Consider the following 17,531-nt stretch of genomic DNA (forward strand, 5'->3'; position numbering starts at 1 on the left):
ATTCTCCCTCCCTGATACAGCAAACTACAGAGCTGCCTGTTCATTCACGACCCTGCTCAGCTTGTCGACAATTTCGCTGATCCGCTCGTCCTTGATCCGGTAGCTGACCGGATTGACAATCAGCCTGGACGTGATGCCGACGATCTGCTCGTACTCGACAAGTCCGTTCTCCTTGAGCGTTCTGCCTGTTGAAACGATATCGACAATCCTGTCGGACAGTCCGATCAGCGGAGCAAGCTCAATCGAGCCGTTCAGCTTAATGATTTCAACCTGTTCTCCCTGCTCACGGAAATAAGCCGCGGCAACATTCGGGTATTTTGTCGCCACTTTCGGAGCGACTTCATTCATTTTCGTACCTGGAATTCCTGCTACGGCAAGATAACAGGCGCTGATTTTCAGATCGAGAAGCTCATAGACATCACGCTCTTCCTCCAGCATAACGTCCTTTCCGGCAATCCCGAGATCCGCTACCCCATGCTCTACATAGGTAGGGACATCCATCGGCTTGGCAAGGATGAATTGAAACCTTTCTTCTTCCACATCAATGATCAGTTTGCGCGAATCATCAAACTCGGGCGGCAGATCGAAGCCGGCCTGGCGAAGCAGCTCTGCAGCTTCTTCAAATATCCGCCCTTTCGGCATCGCAATTGTCAGCAGGTCCTTCATTGCTGCTCCTCCTTTCCGGCTTTTCCTACTAAAAAGGTAATATCATCATACTGGCTTGTGCATGCATCGAGGTTTTTGACGCCGCTGATGTCCTGAAGCACAGCCTTGATGCCTGATTTCCGCATATCCTTCGCTTTTTCATACGCCTCGCGCCGGCGCTCCGCGCTGAAAATGATGCAATGAAGCGGCTCTTTTTCCCCTGCTCCGCCAAGTGCCTCGAGCAGGCGGTCCAGGCGGATGGCAAAGCCTGTCGCCCCTGAGGATTTGCCGAACTTTTTCAGCAGGAGGTCATAGCGGCCCCCATTGCCGATCGGAAAGCCGACATTCCCCGCATATACCTCAAATAAGATGCCGGTGTAATAGCTCATATGGCTGACGAGCGTCAGATCGAGCTTGATTTTTTCACCTTCGCCAAAATCGGCCATTGTGTCCCAAAGCTGTTCAAGCTGGACGATCGCTTCCCTGCCTTTATCATTTTCAATCAGGCCGAACGCTCGCTCAATAGCTTCGCGCCCGCCCCTGAGCTGAAGGAAATCAAGGAGACGCTGCTTATCTATAGAAGACAGCGGGAGATTCTTCACATGCTCCCGGTATCCGACATAATTTTTTTCATAAAGGTAACGCGTCAATTCATTGGCCCTGTCTTCTGTTCCAAGGACCTGCCGGAAAAACTCCTGCACAAAGCCGATATGGCCGACAGAAAGCCGGAAGTCTTCCAGGCCCGCTTTTTTCAGCGAGCTGATGAGAAGTGCCAGGCCTTCGCCATCCGCACTGATTGAATCGTCACCGATCAGCTCGACGCCGATCTGCTCAAACTCGGCCGGACGTCCGCCTTCCCTCTGCTGCGCCCTGTACACATTGGCTGAATAAGCAAGCCTTAATGGAAGATCTTCCTTTAGCAGCCTTGATGCAGCCACCCGGGCAATCGGGGCTGTCATATCCGGCCGCAGCACAAGTGTATGGCCCTGCTGATCCAATAGCTTAAACAGCTGCTGATCAACGGTGGCCGAAGCCGAACCGACGGTTTCATAATATTCAAGTGCTGGCGTTTCCATAAACTGATAGCCCCAGCTCTTCATTTCATCTTCAATGGCAGAGCGGACCCTGCTTTTCGTTTCATATATTTCAGGCAAAGTATCGCGCATGCCTAATGGTTTCTCAAACATAAATAAACGGCTCATCATATTCCACCTCTGAATCAAAAAGTTCCGAATCCTTTAGTTCGCTAATAAGGTAACAAATTGAAGTTATTAGTAGTTTATCGCTGTTTCCATCACGCGTCAACCATTAATGCTTATTTTCTGAAAAACGCGGTGATGTATCTGCAGAAAAGCCGTTTGTGCGGCTGATTGAGGGTTTCGGGGCGGGTGATTGGCCAGGGGCCAGCGGGTTTATTTGGGGGATTTTAGTTTTATTTGCGGGAACCAATTTATTTGCGGGTTTTGAGCCTGATTTGCGAGTTTCCAATTTTATTTGCGGCTTTACCGATAGATTTGCGAGTGTCCATTTTTGCAGCTTTCCAGGTTTCATCTGCCCCCTCCTTCAAAAAAAGGCTCCACCAACCGAAGTCAATGAAGCCTTTTTCTCACTCAGCCTGGCCGTAGATGGGATCATCCTGCCAGCGCTTTTGCATTTCTTCTTTTGTATAAATGACTCGCATCGGATTCCCGCCGACGAAGCTGCCGGCGGGGACGTCCTTGTGGACAAGGGTACCGGCGGAAACAATCGCTCCGTCGCCGATTGTAATTCCGGGCAATAAGGTTGAGTTGGCGCCGATCATGACCTCGCTGCCGATCTTCACCTCGCCGAGGCGGTATTCACGGATCAGATACTCGTGTGCCAGGATGGTCGTGTTATAGCCGATGACTGTATTCCGGCCGACACTAATCTTTTCAGGAAACATGACATCCAGCATGACCATAAGCGCAAACGAAGTCTGATCTCCGACCTTCATTTTCAGGAATGTGCGGTACAGCCAGTTTTTCAATCCGAGGAATGGAGTGTACCGGGCCAGCTGTATGACAATGAAATTTTTTACAACCTTCGCGAACGGGACCGTTTTGTACACATGCCAGAGAGAATTGGCGCCCTCAACCGGATGCCTGACTGTCTTCCTCATCCTTTATAATCCTCCAGGATATCGAGGAGATCTGCCATATTTTCAAGCATAAAATCAGGCTTAAATTGCATCAGATGCTCCCTGCCCTTCACGGACCAGGCCACAGCAGCTGTCTTGGTGCCTGCATTATGCCCGGCAAGAATGTCATGGTGGTTATCGCCGACCATGATTGCTTCCTCCGGACGGGAGCCGAGAAGATCGAGTGCCTTGTAGATCGGTTCCGGATCTGGCTTAGCTTTTTCGACATGGTCCAATGCCACGACAACTTCAAAGAACTGGTCCAGATTCGTCAGCTTCAGCCCTTTTTCCACAACAGGCATTACCTTCGTCGTGACGATTCCAAGCTTGTAGCCTGATTCCTTCAATGTCCTGACCGTGCTGAACACGCCCTCGAACTCCTTGACAAGAGCATCGTGGTTGGCAAGATTGAACTCACGGTATTTGCCGATCATTTCTTCAACCCTGTTTTCATCAATGCCGGCGAAGGTCTCATGAAGGGTCGGACCCATGAATGGAAGCACATCTTCCCGCTTATATCTGTTCGGGTAATAGCCTTCAAGCGTATGGAGGAACGAGGCGATGATCAGTTCATTTGTGTCGATCAGTGTTCCATCCAGATCAAATAAAATCGTATTTATGTTTGTGTTCACAAAGCAGCTTCCTTTCTATTGCTGGCCATTTCAGAGCGTCGGCGGTTCCAGAAGAAGGCGACTGCCAATGTCAGCACAATGGCTGTACCGAGGCGTATGAAAAGCAGCGGCAGCACCGGGATGCCGAGCGGCAGGAAAATAAGTGTATCCTCGATTACCGCATGGCACGCGACCAGAAAGATAAACGCGATCGTAACATCCTTCCTGCTGACTCCGTCCTCTTTGACAGCCTGTATCATGACACCCGCCCCGTATGCCAGGCCAAAAATCAGGCCGGCGGCCAAAGTGGTCGAGGTGTTTTCTTTCATTCCCAGCGCCCTTGTTGCAGGCGCCATCCATTTCGAAAAAACATCCAGCCATTTCAGATCTTTCAGCAGCTGAATCCCTATCATCAGCGGAATGACAATAATGGCCAGCTGCAAAATTCCCAGCCCGGCCTTGGTGACAGCTTCTGCAAGAATGGCAGAAATGCCTGATACCTGCTCTTCCTTGGCAGAGATAAGCCCGTACTGGGCAAGCTCTCCCCCGCCGCGCCATACAAGATTGATAACCACGGCAGATAAGATGGCCAGGCCGAAGCGGACAAGTAGGATGATCCAGAGCTTGACGCCCACCTTCAGCGCCACACTCGATTCAATCAGGATATTATGCGAGAAGGACAGCATCACCGCGATGATGAATACCTCTTTCACCGAAAGATCCAGTGTCAGGATGGCTCCGATGGCTGCGTACAGGTTCAGGAAGTTTCCCAGCACCACCGGAATGGCCGCATCGCCGGAAAGTCCCAGCAGTCCCATCAGCGGCGTTATCAATTTGATGACCCAGGGAAGCACAGGCGTATATTGAAGCAGCGCTACGACCAGCGTGACAGGGAAAATGATTTTCCCCAGTGACCATGTCGTTTTGAGCCCTGCAGCTACTCCTCGTTTAAGCGTGCCGAACAGCATGTTTCTCTCTCCCCTTTGTTTTTATACTATAAAACTTAAGCGCTCTTATCCAAATACCTTTTGTCTGCATAGCCCTTCGTTCTTCTGAAGATGATGAGCAGAATGGCCCCGATGACGAGGACGATGGAAATAAACTGCGCCATGCGCAGGCTCTCAGTCAGCATCAGGCTGTCCGTCCTCATGCCTTCAACGAAGAAGCGGCCGATGCTGTACCAGATCACATACGTAAGGAAAAGCTCGCCCCTGCGCAGATTGACTTTTCTTAAAGACAGCAGGATGACAAATCCAGCTATATTCCACAATGATTCATACAGGAAGGTCGGGTGGTAATAGGTTCCGTTTATGTACATCTGATTGATGATGAACTCCGGAAGATGAAGATTTTCCAAAAACGCACGCGTCACTTCCCGGCCATGGGCTTCCTGGTTCATGAAGTTGCCCCAGCGGCCGATGGCCTGGCCGAGGATGATGCTCGGCGCAGTGATGTCAGCCAGCTGCCAGAAAGAGATGCCTTTCTTCTTCGCAAAAACATAAGCAGTGATGACTGAGCCTATCAGCGCCCCGTGTATGGCGATGCCGCCATGCCAAATCTTAATAATTTCAGCTGGGTTTTGAGCATAATAATCCCATTGAAAAATAACATAATACAATCTTGCCGATAAAATCGCAATCGGGATCGCCCACAGCATCAGATCGGCAAACAATTCCTTCTGCAGCCCGCGCTTTTCCCCTTCGCGCATGGCCAGCCATAAAGCAAGCGCAATCCCCGTACCGATGATCAGCCCGTACCAGTGGACCTGGATGGGACCGAGCGAAAAAGCAATCGGATCTAGAGGCTGGATATTCTCTTCCATAATCATTCTCCTTTTTTGCAGAATCCCCTTACAGAAACTCTCTATTTATATGGGTATACTAGTCGTTGTCTCCGTCCTCTATCACATCAGAGAGGCGGCTTGTGAATTGTTCCGCGGCATTGACGCCCATTCGCTTCAGCCGGAAATTCATCGCGGCCACTTCAATGATGACAGCAAGGTTCCGCCCAGGGCGGACCGGGATGGTAAGCCTTGTGATATCGGTGTCAATGATCTTCATTTTCTCTTCATCAAGGCCCAGTCGGTCATATTGTTTTTTCTGATCCCAAAGCTCAAGGTTCATGACGAGGGAAATGCGCTTATTGCTCCGGACAGCACCTGCACCGAATAATGTCATCACATTAATGATCCCAAGCCCCCTGATTTCAAGCAAATGCTCAATCAGCTCAGGAGAAGTCCCGACAAGATAGTCTTCATCTTCCTGGCGGATTTCCACGCAGTCATCGGCAACAAGGCGATGTCCCCTTTTCACCAGCTCAAGGGCCGTTTCACTTTTACCGACGCCGCTCTTGCCCGTAATCAGGACTCCCACCCCATATATATCAACTAGCACGCCGTGCACGGCGGTCGTAGGAGCCAGCTTGCTTTCGAGGAAATTGGTCAAAAGGCCGGAGAACCGCGTCGTTTTCTGCTTGGAACGCATAACAGGCACCGCTTCCCTTTCTGAAGCCTCGATCAGCCCTTCCGGCACTTCCATATCCCTAGTAATGATGATGCCTGGCGTGATATCGGTGCAGAGCGATTCCATCCGGTTCTGCCTGTCAGCATCACTCAGCTTCTCCGCAAAGCTCATCTCCGTCTTCCCTATGAGCTGGATCCGCTCTGCAGGGTAGTAGTCGAAAAAGCCGGCCATTTCTAGTCCGGGCCTGGAGATATCGCTTGTTGTAATGGGACGGCTGATCCCTTCCTCCCCGCTGATCAGCTCTAAATTAAATTTCTCAATGATGTCTTTTGTTCGCACTTTTGCCACGCTGTTGTCCTCCTTTTGCGGAATGCGCCTATTAAGGTATATTATAATGAATGGTTTCTTTCAATTGGAGAAACTAGACAATAAAGTTTCATCTTATTGTAGCATTTTTCCCCGCAGAACCAAATTGTGCTATCTGATTTTTTCAAAAACCTTACATAACGGAAACGCAATTGGTATAGACAACTATATGTGTTTATTTTATGATGGAATTATAAAATAACAGGATACAGAACGGAGATGCGATACATGACTTCCCTACTTTTAAAAAACAGCAGAGTGCTGACAGAGGATGGAATAATCGAGAAAGGATTTGTATGGATTGAAGACGGCAAGATTAAAAGCTTCGGCCCTGCGGAAGAACTTGGCAGCCAGCCTGCAGACAAGACGATAGAGCTGGATGCCGGCGCAGTACTGGCGCCCGGCTTTATCGACCTTCATATCCACGGAGCAGGCGGGGCCGATACGATGGACAGCACCCCCGATGCATTGCAGACGATAGCACGTACGCTTCCCGCCGAAGGAACGACAAGCTTTCTCGCGACCACCATCACTCAGGAAAAGTCACTGATCGAACAGGCACTGGCCAATGCAGCGGCATACCGGCCGGGAGGAGCAGAGGCCGAAATGCTCGGCATCCATCTGGAAGGCCCATTCATCAACGAAAAACGAAAAGGCGCCCAGCCGCTCGAGCATATCCTGAAAAGTGATGTCGAGTTATTCAAAACCTGGCAGGAAAAAGCCGGACAGCTGATCAAGCTGGTCACCCTGGCCCCTGAACTAGAGGGAGGCAAAGAGCTGGTCCGCCATCTGGCCGAAACAGGCGTTGTCGCTTCCATCGGACATTCTGATGCAGACTACGGAGAAGTCAAAGAAGCTGTTGAAGCAGGCGCAACCCATGTCACCCACCTCTTCAATGGCATGAAAGGACTTCATCACCGTGAACCGGGTACAGCCGGCGCTGCCCTGCTCTTCAAAGAGCTGATCGTTGAAATGATCGCGGACGGAGTCCATGTCCGGCCTGAAATGATCAAGCTGGCATTAAACAGCAAAGGAATGGATGGAATGGTGCTGATCACCGATTCTATGAGAGCAAAATGCCTGAAAAACGGCACCTATGATCTCGGCGGCCAGGATGTCACTGTCAAGGATGGAATGGCCCTGCTTGAGGACGGCACACTTGCCGGCAGCATCCTCAAAATGAAAGACTCTGTCAAAAATATGACCATGTTTGCGGATATCACATTAGCCGAGGCAGTCAAGCTGGCCAGCGAAAATCCTGCAAAGCAGCTGAAAGTTTTTGACCGCAAAGGCAGCATTGCAGAAGGAAAAGACGCAGATCTTACTGTACTGAACGAAAACATGGACGTCATACTGACGATCTGCCGCGGAGAAATCGCATATAACCATTTGGAGGTAGAATGATGAAAATCATCCAAGCAAAGAACTACCAGGATATGAGCTCGATTGCCTGCCAGATTATCCTGGAAAAAATTAAATCGGCTCCTTCCCTTACACTGGGCCTTGCAACCGGCAGCACGCCGAAAGGGCTGTACGATTGCTTAGCATCGGATTATAAGGAAAACCGGACTTCTTATAAAAATATCCATACAGCTAATCTTGATGAATATATCGGCCTGCCTAAGGAAGATAAGAACAGCTATCACACTTTTATGAAGGAAAATCTGTTTCAGTATATTGACATACCTGCGCACCAGACTTATATTCCGAATGGGCTTGCTGCTGACCTGGAAGAGGAATGCAGGCGCTATGACAGACAAATTAAAGCGCTCGGAGGCATTGACCTCCAGGTGCTCGGCATCGGGCAGAATGGCCATATCGGCTTCAATGAACCAGGGACCCCCTTCACAAGCAGGACCCATGTCGTAGACCTTGATGAAAGTACAATCGAAGCGAACAGCCGTTTTTTTTCCAGCATAGAAGAAGTTCCGAACCAGGCCATCACGATGGGCATTTCCTCCATACTGGACAGCAGGGAAATCCTGCTGCTTGCTTCAGGCGTGGCAAAGGCCGATGCCGTATACCACTTATTGAACGGAAAGCCTGATGAACAATTCCCTGCATCCGCCCTCCAGCTGCATCCGCACGTGACAATCGTGGCTGACGCAGAGGCACTGCAAAAGGTATAAGGAGACATTCTTATGATTGATAAAAATTCACCGATACCCATCTACCACCAGCTGGAAGAACAGCTGAAAAAGCAAATCAGGGAAGGCGCCCTGCAGGAAGAAGCAGCCATACCATCCGAACGGGAATATGCCGAGCAATTTCAGATCAGCAGGATGACCGTCAGGCAGGCCATCAGCAATCTGGTCAGGGAGGGCCTGCTTTATCGGGAAAAAGGCCGCGGCACATTCGTCAATAAACAAAAAGTTGAACAGGAGCTGCAGGGACTTACAAGTTTTACGGAAGACATGCTGATGCGCGGGATGAAGCCGAGCAGCCGGACACTATCCTTCCAGACACTGCCCGCTCCAAGCGGCATTGCCTCCCGCCTCCAGATTGCCGAGGGCAGCCCGGTCTATGAAATCACCAGGATCCGCCTGGCCGACGGACTCCCCATGGCACTGGAAACCAACTATATCCCTGAAGCGCTCATGCCCGGCCTGACAGAAGAGGACTTAAGCAATTCTCTTTACGAATTTGCCGAAAAACGCCTCTCCCTGTCCATCGCAGAAGCAGAACAGGAAATCGAAGCAGCCGGCGCCAGGAGCCGGGAGGCAGGACTTCTCTCCATACAAGAAGGCTCTCCCATCCTCCTCATACTCCGCACAACCCGGCTGCAGGACGGCACCCCATTCGAATTCGTCCAATCCGCCTACCGCGCCGACCGGTATAAATTTATTCATACGATGCGGAGGGTGTGAGGGTTTAGCGGTTATGTATAAGTATTAAAAGGCTAAATATTGCTATTCGTTAGGACATATCAATTTCTTTAAAATATTTTGAGATCCTATAAAATTACTAAAACCCTGTTGATCGGAGTGGAAGGCACGCAGACTCCTGCGGGAAATAGCGGAAAAGTTGAGACCCCACAGCGCGCAGCGCGAGGAGGCTCAACTCCGCCCCGCGGAAAGCGAAGTGCCTGCAGCGCAGATCAACAGCCCCATTCAAAGAGAGCTAAGGTCTCCCTTTTGCTAATGCAAATAAATTCTAAAAACCCTGTTGATCGGAGTGGAAGGCACGAAGACTCCTGCGGGATTGCAGCGGCAAAGCTGAGACCCCGCAAGAGCTCGCTCTGAGGAGGCTCAGCGCCGCCCCGCGGAAAGCGAAGTGCCTGCAGCGCAGATCAACAGCCCCTGTTCAAAGAGAGCATTATCTTTTCCTTTGGTCTTTTACACACAAATTCTAAAAACCCTGTTGATCGGAGTGGAAGGCACGCAGACTCCTGCGGGATTGCAGCGGCAGAGCTGAGACCCCGCAAGAGCTTGCTCTGAGGAGGCTCAGCGCCGCCCCGCGGAAAGCGGAGTGCCTGGAACGCAGATCAACAGCCCCTGGTCAAAGACAAAATTGGGTTCCCTTTCTTTTACTTAAGCCCACCAATAAGAAACTCTGTATTTTTTTCATCCCACCATGTCCTAAATCCCCATTTCCCCCTATATAGTAAATGAACAAATCATTTAGGGAGGGAAAAGAATGAAAATCATACTCGACGCAGGACACGGCTACGAAACCCCGGGAAAAAGAAGCCCCGACGGCTTCCGGGAATACGAATTCAACCGCCAGGCCGCCCACTACTGCCGCAAACTCCTCGAACAGGCCGGATTCACCGTCATGGACTCCCATTCCGACGAATGGGACATCCCGTTATCCGAAAGAACAGGCATGGCCAACCGATGGAAAGCAGACTGCTATATCTCTATCCATGCCAACGCCCACGGAACAGGGTGGAACAGCGCAAACGGAATCGAAACATACGTCCACACCTCCCGCCCTGCAGAAGCAGTAAAACTCGCCCACTCCGTACAGGCACAGCTCGTAAAAGAAACCGGCCTAACCAATCGCGGAGTCAAAACCGCCGACTTCCATGTATTAAGAAAAACCAGCATGACAGCCATACTCGTCGAATGCGGATTCATGACCAACAAACAAGAATGCGGACTATTGCAATCCAAAGAATACCAGCAGCTCTGCGGAGAAACCATCGCCGTGGCACTACTCTCCTTCTACAAACCAGCCCGAGGCCTCTACACAGTCCAGGCCGGAGCATTCTCCCAACTAAAAAACGCCCAATCCCTCGCCGGGAGACTAAGAGAAAACGGCGTTCCGGCATTTATTACTTACTCCTAAGAAAACAGAACATTGGGTGGAAATCTTCATAGGGAGACCCGTTCTTATTTATAAACAAAAGGGGTACGGCATATTGCTTCCGTACCCCTTTTGTTTATATGATTTTTTTTATACCAGCTTAAGGCATTAATGGATTGTTGGCCAGCCAGGTTTGTAAAGTTGCCAAAAAGTTTTAAAAACCTGTTGATCGGAGTGGAAGGCACGAAGACTCCTGCGGGAAATAGCGGAAAAGTTGAGACCCCACAGCGCGCAGCGCGAGGAGGCTCAACTCCGCCCCGCGGAAAGCGAAGTGCCTGCAACGCAGATCAACAGCCCCGTTCAAAGAGAGCGTTAGGTTCTCACCCTATGGTCTTATGCAAATAAATTTTAAAAACCCTGTTGATCGGAGTGGAAGGCACGAAGACTCCTGCGGGAAATAGCGGAAAAGTTGAGACCCCACAGCGTACAGCTCGAGGAGGCTCAACTCCGCCCCGCGGAAAGCGAAGTGCCTGCAACGCAGATCAACAGCCCCACTAACAGCAGCAACCCAACTATTTTCATAAAAGGCCGGGCTTTCATTAAGAAGCAACACTCTTTGACTAGTTTTCCTTCCTATCCATAACCGTCTTCTGAATAACCAAATTAACAACCGACATAATAACAGCCACCAGCAAAGCCATCCCAAACCCATCAATCTCAAAAGAACTCCCCATAATCCCATCAGTCAGCAGCAAAGTCACTGCATTGATAACAAACAAGAACAAGCCGAGCGACAATAGAGTCACAGGCATCGTCAAGACAATAAGAATCGGCCGCACCAAAACATTCAGCAGAGACAAAATGAAACTTGCCCCCAAGGCGGCGCCAAAACTTTCTAAATAAAACGAATCACGGAAAAATCCTGCCAAAGCAGCAAATAATACAGCATTGATTATAATGCCGAGCAGCCATCTCACGGTCCATCACCTCTTTTATGGATAAAAGCCAGAAGCATCGCTTCTGGCCTGAGCTTATTTTTATATTATTTAACAAAATCACCAGTTTTAACAGCAATTGAACCAGTCTTGGTCTTGGCCCTTAAATCAATGGCAGCGGCCGGATCTTTAACAGACTGGAACCTGAGCATTTTCTGCACCATCTCTGACTTTTCCTCCACCACCTGGATTCCATCCAGTTCAAGCTGGAAGCCTCCAAGATTGGTTCTCAGATCACCATTGACAGGTGTCCCGGATGGAAGATACACGTCAACAGTCCCTGTGACAGCTTCAGCTTCAAGGCGCTCACAGCGCTCCCCTTTGACATGAACCTGGATATTGCCATTAAATGATTGAAGATTGGCGCTTTTACAATCTCCCGCTACTTTAATCGCCCCATTAACCGTTTCTGCTTCAATATGGTCCACCTTACTGTTAGTAACCGTAATTTGGCCGTTTCCTGCCTCAGCTTCAAGTTGGCCCGCCTCGAGATTCTCTAAAATGATTTTTCCATTCGCTGACTTGACCTTCAGCTTTTTCACAGCCAGGTTGCTGCCTTCCACCGGCCCATTGAACATCCTGATCCGGATGCTGTCATACTGTTCCTTTGGAATATGGACCTCAGCTTCTACCTTCATCCACTTCTGCTGTGCCGAAAACAGCAGCCGTCCATTGTCGGCCGTAAAAAGGACATCTTTTAAAAAGTTCTGTCGGGCTTCATCATGGGTTTCACCGCGGTAAACCTTTGCACGGCAGTCGATGCGGACATCATTCTGTTCCCAGGGAATCAGGACCAGTTTCCCGTTCGCCACTTCCATTTCAACTTCGGATAATCTGACATCGTTTTGCTGGAACACATGAGATATTTCAAAAGCAGGGCCGAAATTGAAATCCAGGTCGGCATCCTTAATCTTTTGGAAAGCAGTGTCCACAAACTCAATGATTTTTTCCTTGGCATAGTGAAATTTATATTGGGCTGTGTCCTGCTGCTGTTTCTTAGCTTCTTCAAAATAGGTCTGGTTTCCCCATTCGCTATGAAGCTTTTCTTCTTTTTTCTCCATTGTTTTAGACGCCTTTTCAAGCTCCTCGAGCAAAAGCAGTGCCTCATCAGCGCGCAGGCTTCCATCCTCGACCATTTTCAAAATTCTTTTTCTCTCATCTTTCATACTATTGCCTCCTCTTTATAGTTGAACACTATTCTTTTGCAGCCAATATCTTTACGCCCTTTACAATATTCCAGACTACGACAATCAAGCTAAGAATTACGGAAAGGCCAATTCCAATCAGGAAAAAGACCGGAACTTCATTAGGATCGGAATACAGCTCGAAAGGGATTGCCAGAAAAATGACCGGCAGGGCAATCAAAGGGATCAGATGCGACAAAAACGCTTTTTTAGCATGCATTTTCACAAAAGGATTTTCAGATGCAAAGAAAACCACGAGCGGAAAAATAAATCCTGCAAAAAACACACTAAAATAACTTAATGCCGAAAGCACCTTTTTAGAATCCATCATTTTCAACTCCTTGTTAATACTTACGCACAGGTGCTATAAAAGTTTCACCGAAGCTGAAAATATTGAAGAGAATCGGAATTTTTCAAAAATGGCAAGAAATGAAAGATATTCGGACTACATTCGTAAAATTAATCCGAAAAGAGGACAAATTAATGTACGCTTACAGTAGCGTAATACCTGGAGTAATATTTATTAGCAACTTTTTCAATTTATTAGCAACTTTCCCCGAATATTAGCAACTTTTAAATTTTATTAGCAACTTTCCCCATATATTAGCAACTTTCACTTTTTATTAGCAACTGGCCCAAACCAACGGCGTCGTTGCCCCGGATTTCACAAAAAAAGCACTGAATTCCAGTGCCCCTTTGAGAGCCAGCCTAAACGGTTTTTGCCGCCGCTCCCTTCCTGCTTACTTCATCGATTTTATGGACGAACATCTGAAATACCTTGCGCTTTTCTTCAAGATCCCTGATTGACCCCTTCAGTTCATTATATTTCTCCTCAAATGGCCTATGATACTGCTCCCGGATTGTTTCAATAATCTCATCATTGACCGTTGATTGTATCACCTGCTTTGTTATCCCGTATTTATATGTATACACCTGCAGTTCCCTCTTGACCTCTTCATAGTCCTGATTAATCTGGTCAAGCACCTTGGAAATATCCTCTTTCCATTCATTCAGGGAATCTTCAATATAAGTATGCATCGCCGTACCCCCTTGTAAACTCTTTTTCACTATTATAAGGTCTGCAGTTTACAGTACTTTTTCTTTTCGTTTACAGAGTGGTGTCAATCTCCTTATAACCTGGCATATTCCTGCGCCACCCGGGCTGCAATCAGTTCATAGCCCCGGGCATTGGGGTGAAGGGAATCATAAAAATAAAGCTTCTTTTCCCTGCCCTCAAAAAGATCATCGGTAGGAACCCAGCTGACATGGGGATGGTTAGCAGCTGCTGCTTTTATATTCTGATTCCAGCTATCTATGATATTGCCGATCTTTTCATTTCGAGGATAGGGATTATATAGGCCCAGCAGAAGGATTGGACTTTCAGGATTATTCCGCTCCGTCCACTGAAGGATTTCCTCTATGTTTTTCCTGTAGGTGTTTTCCGCCTGCTGAAGTTTTTCACGGTGAAGGGGAGCCAGATCGCCGCCATTGGCATGAAGCATGTCATTTGTGCCGATAAAAATAATGATTGCATCTGCCTCCTGCACCTCTTTTAAGACTGCCGGAGTAGTCAGCTGCCTTTTGACGTTTAGCGTATCTTGTCCGTAGATGCCAAAGTTTTCAACATCGATGTTTCCCTCATAAATCTTGTCCAATCTTTCCTCAAGCCTGCCGGTATAGCCTTCACCGCTGTTGTCGCCATATCCATAGGTAAGGGAATCACCGATCGCCACGATTTCTTTCCCGCCATCATGCGAAACAGTCTTTTCAGCCTGGATGGCAACAGCAAAACCAATAAGCAGTATAAAGCCGATCATAATTAAAATATACTTTTTCATAAAGAACCTTCCTTTTCTAATTAAGATTCTTTACCCGATTCAGCGGCAGGCAATCTGGCAATTTCAAACAGGGAATCCCCAACCCGCATAAAAGCAAAAAGGCAAGCCCTGCAAAAAATGCAGTACTCGCCTTTTGGGTTATGCTTTTGAAACGCTTGTTTCTCTTTCTTTGACCAGTTTCTGCATTCGGATGCGGTCCCTGTCCAGGATGGGCTTAAGATACTTGCCGGTATAGGAGCCTTCTGCTTCAGCCACTTTTTCCGGTGTGCCCTGGGCAATGATGGTCCCGCCTTTATCGCCGCCCTCTGGCCCGAGATCCACTATATAATCGGCTGCCTTGATAACATCGAGATTATGCTCGATGACCAGGACTGTATCTCCGTTTTCAACAAGCCTCTGCAATACAGTGAGCAGTCTGGCAATATCATCAACATGGAGTCCGGTCGTCGGCTCGTCCAGGATATAAAAAGAGCGGCCGGTTGACCTGCGGTGCAGCTCGGAAGCCAGCTTAACCCGCTGCGCCTCTCCTCCGGACAATGTGGTTGCCGGCTGGCCGAGTGTGATATAGCCAAGGCCAACATCATAGATTGTCTGGAGCTTGCGGCTGATCTTCGGAATATTTTCGAAAAAATCGAGTGCATCCTCAACTGTCATATCCAGGATATCCGAAATATTTTTCCCTTTATACTTCACTTCAAGGGTTTCACGGTTATAGCGTTTTCCATGGCATACCTCGCAAGGGACATACACATCAGGAAGGAAGTGCATCTCAATCTTGATGATACCGTCTCCACGGCATGCCTCGCATCTGCCGCCTTTCACGTTAAAGCTGAAACGGCCTTTTTTGTATCCGCGGACCTTGGCTTCATTAGTAGAGGCGAAAACATCGCGGATATCGTCAAAGACGCCAGTATAAGTTGCCGGATTGGAGCGCGGTGTACGCCCGATCGGCGACTGGTCAATATCAATGACCTTGTCAAGATGCTCGATCCCTTTGACATCTTTATGCTCGCCTGGCTTTGTTTTGGCTTTATGAAGCTTTTGCGCCAGGGTTTTATGGAGGATCTCGTTGATCAGTGTACTTTTTCCTGATCCAGATACACCTGTGACCGCAGTAAAGATGCCGAGCGGGAATTTGGCATTTACGTTTTTCAGATTGTTTTCCTGTGCACCCTTGATTTCGATGAAGCGGCCGTCGCTTTTTCTCCGCTCAATCGGCAGCGGGATGAATTTCTTCCCTGACAAGTATTGTCCGGTCAGGGAATTCGGATCATCCATCACCTCTGCCGGCGTACCCTGGGACACAATCTGGCCGCCGTGGACGCCTGCCCCAGGACCAACGTCAATCAGGTAGTCGGCTGCAATCATCGTGTCTTCATCATGCTCAACGACAATGAGTGTGTTCCCGATATCACGCATATTTTTAAGCGTATCGATCAGCCTGTCATTATCGCGCTGATGAAGGCCGATTGATGGCTCGTCCAGGATATACAGGACACCGGTAAGGCGGGAGCCGATCTGAGTCGCAAGACGGATGCGCTGCGCTTCTCCCCCTGACAGCGTGCCCGCTGCCCGGCTTAATGTCAGATAATCCAGGCCAACATTGATGAGGAATCCGAGCCTTTCTTTTATCTCCCTCAAGATCAGATTGGCAATCTGGCGTTCTTTCTCAGAAAGGATGACATTTTCAAAAAAGTCTTCAGCCTCTTCGATGGACAGTGATGTAATTTTCCCAATATGCTCCCCTGCAATCAGGACAGCAAGGCTTTCCTGCTTCAGGCGATTTCCTTTGCAGGCCGGGCAAGCGTGCTGGGCCATATATTTTTCCATCTGTTCCCGGATGTAGTCGGAGCTTGTTTCCTTGAAGCGCCTTTCCACATTGCGGATAACTCCCTCGAACTCAATGAAGTTTTCCCTGACCTGCCCAAAATCGTTTTCATAGCGGAAATAAATCTTTTCCCCTTTTGCTCCATAAAGAAGCTTATCAAGCAAATGCTTCGGTATATCCTGTACGGGCATATCCATGTCAATACCCAAATGGCTGCTGACTGCTTCAAGCAGCTGCGGGTAATACTGTGAGCTTGTCGGCTCCCAAGGTGCGATGGCATGCTGTCTTAATGACAAGTCCCGATTAGGGATGACAAGGTCCACGTCCACTTCAAGCTTGCTGCCGAGTCCGTCACAGGATGGGCATGCGCCGAATGGGCTGTTGAAGGAGAACATCCTCGGCTCAAGCTCGCCGATAGAGAAGCCGCAATGCGGGCATGCGTGGTTTTCGCTGAAAAGCAGCTCTTCCTCCCCGATTACATCAATGATGACTTTTCCTTCGCCAAGTTTAAGCGCTGTTTCAAGAGAGTCTGCCAGCCTTGCTGCCACGCCCTCTTTCACAACCACACGGTCGATGACCACTTGAATGCTGTGCTTTTTATTTTTTTCCAGAACAATGTCTTCGCCCAAGTCGTGCATTTCGCCGTTGACCCGGACGCGGACATAGCCCTGCTTCTTAACATCCTCGAGAACCTTGGCATGGGTCCCCTTCCTGCCCTCAACGACCGGGGCAAGGACCTGCATCTTCGTTCTTTCCGGATATACCATGATCCTGTCGACCATCTGCTCGATTGTCTGGGAGGAAATCTCCACATTGTGAATCGGGCATGTAGGACGGCCGACCCTGGCGAACAGGAGCCGCAGATAATCATAGATTTCCGTCACGGTGCCGACCGTTGATCTCGGGTTCCTGCTCGTTGTTTTCTGGTCGATGGAAATTGCCGGCGACAGCCCCTCAATGGCATCGACATCAGGCTTATCCATCTGGCCGAGGAACTGGCGCGCATAGGCGGAAAGGGATTCCACATACCGCCGCTGCCCCTCAGCATATATCGTATCAAAGGCCAAGGATGACTTCCCGGATCCGGAAAGCCCCGTCAGCACCACAAGCTTATCCCTCGGGATGGTGACATCAATATCCTTCAGGTTATGGGCCCTGGCGCCTTTTACAATCAGTTTTTCCATTGCCATCAGTTC

General features: G+C 49.1%; 18 protein-coding genes. 4 read left to right on the plus strand and 14 right to left on the minus strand.

The features are described from left to right. Nucleotides 1-24 precede the first annotated feature (24 nt). The 8 genes from hisG to hprK all read right to left on the minus strand — a co-directional run bounded on the left by hisG (nt 25) and on the right by hprK (nt 6,224). A complete protein-coding gene (gene hisG / locus AC4E8B_RS21030) occupies nt 25-666 on the minus strand; it encodes an ATP phosphoribosyltransferase (protein WP_490215352.1) in 642 nt (213 codons plus the stop codon). Further along, nucleotides 663-1,847, minus strand: coding sequence for an ATP phosphoribosyltransferase regulatory subunit (locus AC4E8B_RS21035; protein WP_490219818.1), 1,185 nt, complete (start codon nt 1,845-1,847; stop codon nt 663-665). The genes hisG and AC4E8B_RS21035 overlap by 4 nt, the downstream gene beginning before the upstream one ends. Before the next feature lie 106 nt (nt 1,848-1,953). Then, nucleotides 1,954-2,196 (minus strand): hypothetical protein, encoded by a 243-nt coding sequence (locus AC4E8B_RS21040; protein WP_490215353.1) that lies wholly within the window; start codon nt 2,194-2,196, stop codon nt 1,954-1,956. A gap of 55 nt (nt 2,197-2,251) precedes the next feature. Continuing rightward, a complete protein-coding gene (locus tag AC4E8B_RS21045) occupies nt 2,252-2,785 on the minus strand; it encodes an acyltransferase (protein WP_490215354.1) in 534 nt (177 codons plus the stop codon). Then, complete coding sequence (gene ppaX / locus AC4E8B_RS21050; protein WP_490215355.1) at nt 2,782-3,435, minus strand: pyrophosphatase PpaX; 654 nt, start codon at nt 3,433-3,435, stop codon at nt 2,782-2,784. Before ppaX ends, AC4E8B_RS21045 begins: the two co-directional genes overlap by 4 nt. Next, nucleotides 3,432-4,382, minus strand: a complete 951-nt coding sequence (locus AC4E8B_RS21055; protein ID WP_490215357.1) for a nucleoside recognition domain-containing protein — start codon at nt 4,380-4,382, stop codon at nt 3,432-3,434. The genes ppaX and AC4E8B_RS21055 overlap by 4 nt, the downstream gene beginning before the upstream one ends. A gap of 35 nt (nt 4,383-4,417) precedes the next feature. Continuing rightward, on the minus strand, nt 4,418-5,236 hold the full coding sequence (gene lgt, locus AC4E8B_RS21060; RefSeq protein WP_490215359.1) for a prolipoprotein diacylglyceryl transferase: 819 nt from the start codon (nt 5,234-5,236) through the stop codon (nt 4,418-4,420). A 58-nt stretch (nt 5,237-5,294) separates the two neighbouring features. Continuing rightward, entirely contained in the window at nt 5,295-6,224 is a 930-nt protein-coding gene (hprK, locus tag AC4E8B_RS21065; protein WP_009793047.1) for an HPr(Ser) kinase/phosphatase, read from the minus strand. A gap of 246 nt (nt 6,225-6,470) precedes the next feature. On the opposite strand from hprK, the gene nagA reads away from it, so the two are divergent. From nagA to AC4E8B_RS21085, 4 genes are all read left to right on the plus strand, one after another. Further along, on the plus strand, nt 6,471-7,646 hold the full coding sequence (nagA, locus tag AC4E8B_RS21070; protein ID WP_490215361.1) for an N-acetylglucosamine-6-phosphate deacetylase: 1,176 nt from the start codon (nt 6,471-6,473) through the stop codon (nt 7,644-7,646). Next, the gene (nagB, locus tag AC4E8B_RS21075; RefSeq protein WP_490219820.1) at nt 7,646-8,371 is read left to right on the plus strand and encodes a glucosamine-6-phosphate deaminase; all 726 of its coding nucleotides are present in this window, start codon (nt 7,646-7,648) and stop codon (nt 8,369-8,371) included. Before nagA ends, nagB begins: the two co-directional genes overlap by 1 nt. A gap of 12 nt (nt 8,372-8,383) precedes the next feature. Then, entirely contained in the window at nt 8,384-9,109 is a 726-nt protein-coding gene (locus AC4E8B_RS21080) for a GntR family transcriptional regulator (RefSeq protein WP_490215363.1), read from the plus strand. A gap of 769 nt (nt 9,110-9,878) precedes the next feature. Further along, entirely contained in the window at nt 9,879-10,532 is a 654-nt protein-coding gene (locus tag AC4E8B_RS21085) for an N-acetylmuramoyl-L-alanine amidase (RefSeq protein ID WP_490215364.1), read from the plus strand. A gap of 578 nt (nt 10,533-11,110) precedes the next feature. On the opposite strand, the gene AC4E8B_RS21090 is transcribed toward AC4E8B_RS21085, so the two are convergent. The 6 genes from AC4E8B_RS21090 to uvrA form a co-directional block, all read right to left on the minus strand. Further along, nucleotides 11,111-11,467: a phage holin family protein gene (locus AC4E8B_RS21090; RefSeq protein WP_490215365.1), complete on the minus strand. Its 357-nt coding sequence runs from the start codon at nt 11,465-11,467 to the stop codon at nt 11,111-11,113. 65 nt (nt 11,468-11,532) lie between these two features. Next, nucleotides 11,533-12,651 (minus strand): DUF4097 family beta strand repeat-containing protein, encoded by a 1,119-nt coding sequence (locus AC4E8B_RS21095; RefSeq protein ID WP_490215367.1) that lies wholly within the window; start codon nt 12,649-12,651, stop codon nt 11,533-11,535. Nucleotides 12,652-12,679: 28 nt separating this feature from the next. Next, nucleotides 12,680-12,997: a magnetosome magnetite crystal formation protein family gene (locus tag AC4E8B_RS21100; protein WP_490219821.1), complete on the minus strand. Its 318-nt coding sequence runs from the start codon at nt 12,995-12,997 to the stop codon at nt 12,680-12,682. A 380-nt stretch (nt 12,998-13,377) separates the two neighbouring features. Beyond that, complete coding sequence (locus tag AC4E8B_RS21105) at nt 13,378-13,707, minus strand: hypothetical protein (protein ID WP_490215369.1); 330 nt, start codon at nt 13,705-13,707, stop codon at nt 13,378-13,380. Between the two features lie 92 nt (nt 13,708-13,799). Then, nucleotides 13,800-14,507: a DUF459 domain-containing protein gene (locus tag AC4E8B_RS21110; RefSeq protein ID WP_490215370.1), complete on the minus strand. Its 708-nt coding sequence runs from the start codon at nt 14,505-14,507 to the stop codon at nt 13,800-13,802. A 138-nt stretch (nt 14,508-14,645) separates the two neighbouring features. After that, complete coding sequence (uvrA, locus tag AC4E8B_RS21115; protein ID WP_490215372.1) at nt 14,646-17,525, minus strand: excinuclease ABC subunit UvrA; 2,880 nt, start codon at nt 17,523-17,525, stop codon at nt 14,646-14,648. Between the last annotated feature and the right edge of the window lie 6 nt (nt 17,526-17,531).

The organism is Bacillus sp. SRL543, assembly GCF_984799205.1.